The organism is Trinickia mobilis (assembly GCF_017315705.1).
In the GTDB taxonomy this organism is placed as follows: Bacteria; Pseudomonadota; Gammaproteobacteria; order Burkholderiales; family Burkholderiaceae; genus Trinickia_A; species Trinickia_A mobilis.
The window spans coordinates 1-5,955 of the sequence record NZ_JAFLRF010000088.1; the positions used below are offsets into that span (position 1 = coordinate 1).

Annotated in this window: 6 protein-coding genes and 1 pseudogene; 5 read left to right on the forward strand and 2 right to left on the reverse strand. The window is 59.9% G+C overall.

The window, feature by feature from the left end; all coding sequences use genetic code 11:
- Positions 1–184 precede the first annotated feature (184 nt).
- On the reverse strand, positions 185–1,519 hold the full coding sequence (locus tag J3489_RS36750) for a pyridoxal phosphate-dependent aminotransferase (RefSeq protein WP_207005701.1): 1,335 nt from the start codon (positions 1,517–1,519) through the stop codon (positions 185–187).
- A 112-nt stretch (positions 1,520–1,631) separates the two neighbouring features.
- Here J3489_RS36750 and J3489_RS36755 point away from each other — a divergent pair, with 112 nt between their 5' ends.
- Positions 1,632–2,090: an Lrp/AsnC family transcriptional regulator gene (locus J3489_RS36755; RefSeq protein ID WP_207005706.1), complete on the forward strand. Its 459-nt coding sequence runs from the start codon at positions 1,632–1,634 to the stop codon at positions 2,088–2,090.
- Positions 2,091–2,186: 96 nt separating this feature from the next.
- Here the strand turns inward: J3489_RS36755 and J3489_RS36760 are convergent, their stop codons facing one another.
- Positions 2,187–3,212: an AraC family transcriptional regulator gene (locus tag J3489_RS36760; protein WP_242540605.1), complete on the reverse strand. Its 1,026-nt coding sequence runs from the start codon at positions 3,210–3,212 to the stop codon at positions 2,187–2,189.
- A gap of 121 nt (positions 3,213–3,333) precedes the next feature.
- On the opposite strand from J3489_RS36760, the gene J3489_RS36765 reads away from it, so the two are divergent.
- The 4 genes and pseudogenes from J3489_RS36765 to J3489_RS36780 all read left to right on the forward strand — a co-directional run.
- Positions 3,334–4,512: a glutathione S-transferase family protein gene (locus J3489_RS36765; RefSeq protein WP_207005703.1), complete on the forward strand. Its 1,179-nt coding sequence runs from the start codon at positions 3,334–3,336 to the stop codon at positions 4,510–4,512.
- 12 nt (positions 4,513–4,524) lie between these two features.
- The gene (locus J3489_RS36770) at positions 4,525–4,734 is read left to right on the forward strand and encodes a hypothetical protein (RefSeq protein ID WP_207005704.1); all 210 of its coding nucleotides are present in this window, start codon (positions 4,525–4,527) and stop codon (positions 4,732–4,734) included.
- A gap of 18 nt (positions 4,735–4,752) precedes the next feature.
- The gene (locus J3489_RS36775; RefSeq protein ID WP_207005705.1) at positions 4,753–5,595 is read left to right on the forward strand and encodes an enoyl-CoA hydratase/isomerase family protein; all 843 of its coding nucleotides are present in this window, start codon (positions 4,753–4,755) and stop codon (positions 5,593–5,595) included.
- Positions 5,596–5,700: 105 nt separating this feature from the next.
- Positions 5,701–5,867 (forward strand): annotated as a pseudogene (locus J3489_RS36780) (SDR family oxidoreductase); the annotation flags it as partial.
- Positions 5,868–5,955: the final 88 nt, after the last annotated feature.

Consider the following 5,955-nt stretch of genomic DNA (forward strand, 5'->3'; position numbering starts at 1 on the left):
CGAGCGCATACTTGTCGTCGAGGGTAACTTTACGTAGTGTCACGTTCACTCCTTTGCTCCAGCGTAAGCTCCTGCATCCGGGATGCTTCCTGCGTCGAGTGCCGTCCAGAAGTCTTGCGTCACTTCGTCGATATTTGCCATTTTTCTACGGTGCGTTGTGTCATGGAAGCGTTGCTTCCTCTTCCTAGGCGAGAACAGAGAGTCGGTTGAATTCCTTGCTATCCAATGGGAGCGCTGCGTTCTTGGCACCATTGCGATCGAGCGTTTCGCACAGCGACTTCAGTCGTCCCATCGCCGCGCGCAAAGTTGCCTCCGACGCCGCGAAAGATATCCGGAAGTATCCAGGCATACCGAAGGCTGATCCGGGCATGAACGCCACCGCTTGCGACTCAAGCGCATGAAGAACAAAATCTACGTCGTTCTCGATTAGACGCCCGTCGCTAGACCGTTTGCCAAAGAAATGCTGGCAATTGACAAGCATGAAAAACGTGCCATCAGGACGCGTAAAACTAAGATTCGGAATCTGGCCGAGCAGCGCGAGGAGAATGTTGCGCCGTTTCTCGTAGGCATCGGATCGGACTCGAGTTTGTTCCTGAGAACCGCTAAGAGCCTCTGCCGCGGCTGCCTGAGAAATTGAGTTCGGGGCGAACGCCGACGAGTTCGATACCCGTATAACAGCGGCGATCAGTTCACGAGGTCCAGCAAGATATGCCATGCGCCATCCCGTCATGGCGTACGCTTTGGAAACCCCGTTAAGTATTACTGTCCGATCGCGAAAATCCGGCGCAACATTGATGATGTTTTTGAACGGTTTGTTTCCAAACCGAATGGTTTCGTACATGTCGTCGGAGAACACCAGCAAGCGCGGGTGGGGGCGTACAACATCAGCAATGGCTCTGAGTGTTTCATCATCGATGATTGCGCCAGACGGGTTCGACGGTGAATTCAACACCAGCCAACGAGAACGCTCGGTGATCAGCGCTTCGATGTCGCGCGGCTGAGGGACGAAGCCATCTTCTTCCTTTGTCTTGAGGAAGACTGGCGTCGCGCCAGTTAGCCCGATTGCGGACGAGTAAGGCGAAAAGAATGGGGCAGGAAGAATGACTTCATCACCAGGTCCGACCGTCGCTAAAAGCGTATTGAAGATTGCCTGAACGCCGCCCATTGTGACCGTGATGTCCTCTGCAGCGTAGTCCAGCGAGTTGTCGCGCAGGAACTTCCGGCGGATGGCATTCTTAATCTGTGGGGTGCCGTCGCTGGCTGTGTACTTTGTATCGCCGCGACGGATCGCGTCGATCGCTGCGTCCTTGATATTGTCAGGTGTGTCGAAATCAGGCTCGCCAATGGACAGGTACAGTACTTCTCTGCCAGACTCCTCGACATCTTTAGCTGCCTGTTGCACTAACCTGAATGGAGAAGGCTGGATGATCCCCATGCGTTCTGCCAGTGTGTAGTCAAACATCGTGCTCATTTTCCCCATCTCTACAGGCAATTCGTGTCGATGTTGCAGCGTTAGCATGAGAGAAATTCTAGGCTATTCAATTTAGCTTTTGATTGCGTTCTTGATGCCAGGCTGCCCATTCGATAGCATTTCATGTCAACTTCACGACCCAGGATAGTTCCAAATGCCAATCAAGCTAGACGCGATCGATAAGCGCATCCTGCAAGCCCTACAACGGGACGCGCGGATACATAACACCGAACTGGCAAATCTGGCTGGCCTATCGCCGTCGCCTTGCTTGCGCAGGGTCCGATTGTTGGAGGAGGCTGAGGTCATTGACCGGTACGTCGCGCTGTTGCGGCCAGCAGCGGTTGGTCTGGGCATGACAGTCTTTGTCCGGGTGACGTTAGATCGCCAGGATCAGGCTATCGTTGAACACTTTTCGACCGAGATACAGCAGGTCCCGCAGGTGCTTGAGTGTTATCTCATGGCCGGCGGCTACGACTTCCTTCTGCGGGTGGTCGTGACCGATCTGGACGACTACCGGCAATTTCAACAGAAACATATCTCAGGCATTCGGGGGGTGCGAAACGTAGAAACCGAGATACCGCTTCAGAGGATCAAGCTCACTACTGAACTACCTCTATAAGTTCTTGTGTCGCCTGAAAAGCAAGGGCCTGCTCCGCGCACAACCTCTCGAAGGCTTTTTTATTCACCGGATCGGGCGGCGCCTGCGCAGACACAATCAGTCCCCGTTGCGAAACTGCCGCGGCGTACAGCCATGAGCCTTGCGAAAGGCCCTGATAAAATTCGACGGATCCCGGTAGCCGACGCGCTGTGAAATCGCCTCGATGCTCAGCGTGGATTCCTTGAGCAATAGCGTTGCACTCTCGATGCGAACGCTATCGAACACTTTCCGATAGCTGGTTCCCTCGCGCTGCAAGGTACGCCGCAAGGTTCGCGGCGACACGCAAAAGCTGCCCGCAACCTGGTCGAGGTTCGGATAGGTTTCCGTGTGACTGGCGAGATACGCTGCGAGGCGCTCCGACAACCGCGCCGAAGTTTCGCGCAGATCGAGCTGGCATTGCCGCATTGCCGCCTTGTGGCCATGGGCATCTGCGGATGGCAGGGCGTGATCAAGAAGTTCGATCGGGAAGCGAAACGTCAGTTTTGGCGATCCGAAGCTGGCCTCGCTCGAGCAGTGTGCGTTGCGTTCCTCGGCCCAGTCCGGCGGCGCGAAGGGGAATTCGATGCAGACGCGGCTGATATGGTGGCCAAGCAGGCCGCGCATTATTTCCAGTACCCCAAAGGCCACAGCCGTAGCGATGAAATCTTCCAGCCCGTATAGCGGCATGACTGGTTCATATTCCAAGCGCGCCCAATCGCCTTCCTCTTGCAGGCTCAAGCACATGGCCGAGCACCGTAGAATCGCCAGTATTTCCGTGGCGCGTAGTGCCTCGCGCACGGTGCCGCTGGCAAAGATGGCCGTGCCGACGTTTCCATGCACGTTGGCACGAACACGACGTCCCCACTCAATGGGCAGCATGGAATCGTCGCACTGATGTCGCGCCAGGCGAATCAACGTAAGCAGCTGCGAGAAATTAATGGCCGCGGCGGCCTCGCCAATGCTATCAGGTCGTAGCCCAGCAGCAGCGAGCAAGGCAGTGACATCCAGCCCGCGTTTGCGCAGCACATCACACAATAAGCGTACATACACCGGGTGCATTTTGGGTGCCTGCGGGGTGCGCAGGGCGAGTCTAGGCGAACTCATGATGTTCAAAGGATACGACCGCCGTTCAGTTGGCCTGAATTGACTATCAAATGTCCACCCTGCGTCTGGTAGCGGTCTGGACACACTCCGACAATCTTCTCACTTTCGCATGGAGATTGGCATGTCCGATACCCGACCCACCTCCGATAGCTACACCCTTTGGGGCGGCGCGCTGTCCTTGTTCACCGGCAAGGTGCGCTCTTATCTGATCAAGAAAGGTATCCCGTATCGCGAGTTCTATGCCGGACATCCCGATTTCCAATCGCGGATCCGGCCCATCGTCCGCCTCGGCGTCGCACCCGTCCTGGAAACGCCACAAGGCGAAGTGCTACAGGACTCGACGGAAATCATCGACTTCATGGAACGGCGTCTGCCAGAGCGGGCGATGATCCCGGCGAGTCCAGTGCAACGTGTCGTCGCCTGGCTGCTCGACGCCTATGGCACCGAGCATCTGATGCTGCCAGCGATGCACTACCGCTGGGCCGAACCGTATCTGTCCGAGCAGCGGTCCTTCCTCAACGCCGAATTCGGCCGTGTCTCCTATCTGGGCAACGACCGCCAGGCGCGCAACGCTGCCGGCGCAAGGATGATTGCCTATTTCAACGGCATGTATCTGGCGCTCGGCGGTTCGCCCGAGGCCGCCGCGGCCATCGAAGGCGTGTATCTGGAACTGCTGGAACTGCTCGACATCCACTTCCAGCACGTGCCCTACCTGCTCGGCGGCCATCCCAGCATCGCCGATTTCGGCCTGATGGCGCCGCTGTTCGCTCACCTTGGGCGTGACCCGGCGCCGGCGCGGATCATGGCGCTGCGGGCGCCTAACGTCTTACGCTGGGTCGAGCGCATGAACCTGGCGGTGATTCCCGATGCGGAGTACCCCGACATCGCCCCCGCTTTCCCCGCCGACGACGCAGTGCCGAGGACGCTGGAGCCGGTGCTGGAGATGTTGTTCCGCGACTGGACGGCCGAACTACAGGCCAATGCTGCCTGCTACCACGCCTGGCTCGCCGCCCATCCAGACCTACCGGCCGGGCAATTCGTCACTACCGATACCAAGCGGCGCGTACATCCGACGCTCGGCCCAATCGAATTCAAATTGCGTGGCGCAACGATACGGCGCAGCAGCACACCACAGATGCTGTGGCACTTCGACAAGGCGGCCGCGCTGGCGCGCGATCTCGACGGGGAAGCTCGCACACGCTTCCAGGCACTGCTGCGCCGCGTCGGCGGCGAGGAAGCGCTGGCGATCCGCCTCGCCCGGCCAATCGTGCGCAACGATTATCTGCTCGCCGTCGGCTGAATCGAGGCGGTGGTGCTCGCCTGCGCCGGCCGCACCTTCTTTTCCGGCAGCCAGAACCGCAAGGTGCTGCACGCAGGCGAGATGGACGCCGCGGCCTGGAGCTGCGGGCTGGTCGCCGGCTTGATCGGCGACATCTCGACGGTGCAGGAACGGCTCGACCGCATCATGACCGAGGCCACCGGCATCGTGCGTCAGCGTTTCCAAGGAATTCTGACCGCTTAACCCCCTTCGGAGAACTCCATGAGCACGGACCTTCTTTATTCGGTCGAGCAACGCGTCGCGACCATCACGTTCAACCGGCCGGAGAAGATGAACGCTATCAGCCCCGCGATGCTGGAGCGCTTCTTCGCCCGCGTGGCCGATGCCGCCGCCGACCCCGAGGTGCGCGCGATCGTGGTGACGGGCGCCGGGCGCGCCTTTTGCGCCGGCGTGGACTTGGGCGGGGTCATGGACCTGGACGACGAAGCGCCGAGCGTCCCCGGCACGCCCACGCCGGCTGCCGACCAGCCGCCGCCGCAGTGGGACGACGGTGTCGGCCCCGCGCTCGCGCGCCAATTCGCCGCCGGATGGAGTGGCCTGATCCGCGCTCGCAAGCCCACCATTGCCGCCGTCAACGGCGCGGCCTACGGCTGGGGCGCGATCTTCGCGCTGCACTGCGACCTGCGCTTCGCCGCGCGCTCGGCGGTGATGAATTTCACTTTCGCGCGCCTGGGCGTGCCCGCCGAGAAGGCCAGTGCCTGGCTGCTGACGCGTCTCGTCGGCCCGGCGCGCAGCGCCGACCTGCTGTACACCGCGCGCCGCATTGAGATGGCCGAGGCCGAGCGCATCGGCCTGGTCAACAGCGTGCACGACGACGCACTGCTCGCGCACGCCATGGCCTACGCGCGCCAGCTCGCCGAGCATTCGGCGCCACGCTCGCTGGCGGCAATGAAGGCCCAGATCTGGATGGCGCTGGACGAGTCCTACGACGACGCCTACCTGAAAGCCGACGATGAGCAGGCGCGCTGCATGCGCACGCAAGATTTCAAGGAGGGCTTTACGAGCTACATGGAAAAGCGCGCGCCCTCCTTCACCGGGTATTGATGCAGGAGCTGAGTTCGTGATGGTGAACGATGCAGGCCTGGGTGGGCAACGGCAGCGCACCGTCAATGCGCGGACATCAGAAGCACGACGAACCAAATCGATTTAAAGGAATTGGGCAAGGAACTCGCCACGAAGAACATCCTGGTCAACGCGGTGACGCCTGGCGCGGCAAGAACCGAGATGTTCGATTCGATGTCCAGCAGCCTATCGATTACATGCTCTCGAAGATTCCGATGAGCCGCTTCCTGCTTCCCGAAGCGATCTCCTCAGTTGAACGGCTCACCGGTCTGCTTCAACGCAGATTCGATATATGCCTGGCGAAGTGCCAGAGTGAACTCACCGGGAACACCGCCGCTTATC